Here is a 402-nt window from a genome sequence, read left to right as displayed (position 1 = left end):
GTGCTGGTGCTCTCGGCACACTGCAATGCCAGCACGGTGGCCACCGCGATGCGTGCCGGTGCGCGCGGCTTCCTGTCCAAGTCGACGCCACCGGACGTGCTGCTGCGTGCCATTGATGTGGTCGCCCGGGGAGGGCGCTTCGTGCCACCAGAGCTGCGCGCGGAACTGAACCTGCCGGGCACGCGTGCACGCAGAATGCCGGCCCCGGCACTGGTGCCGTTGAGCCAGCGCGAACGGGAAGTGCTCGGGCTGGTGCTGAAAGGGGTCAGCACCAGCGAAATGGCCCTGCGATCGGGGCGTTCAGCCAGCACGATCAGCTCGCAGAAAACCTCGGCCTACCGCAAGCTCGGCATCCGCGGGGACGGTGACCTGTTCCGCTTCCGCCACCTGCTGGAATGCGGA

At 68.2% G+C, this 402-nt stretch carries 1 protein-coding gene; it reads left to right on the top strand.

Annotated features, from left to right (window positions below; genetic code table 11):
- Positions 1–402, top strand: a 402-nt coding sequence (locus D7X55_RS47205) for a response regulator transcription factor (protein ID WP_147470544.1), incomplete at both ends; no start/stop codon positions are given.

The organism is Corallococcus sp. AB049A (assembly GCF_003668885.1).
GTDB lineage: Bacteria > Myxococcota > Myxococcia > Myxococcales > Myxococcaceae > Corallococcus > Corallococcus interemptor.
The sequence above is the reverse complement of the archived record's forward strand: the minus strand, read 5'-3'. Positions and strand labels throughout refer to the sequence as shown.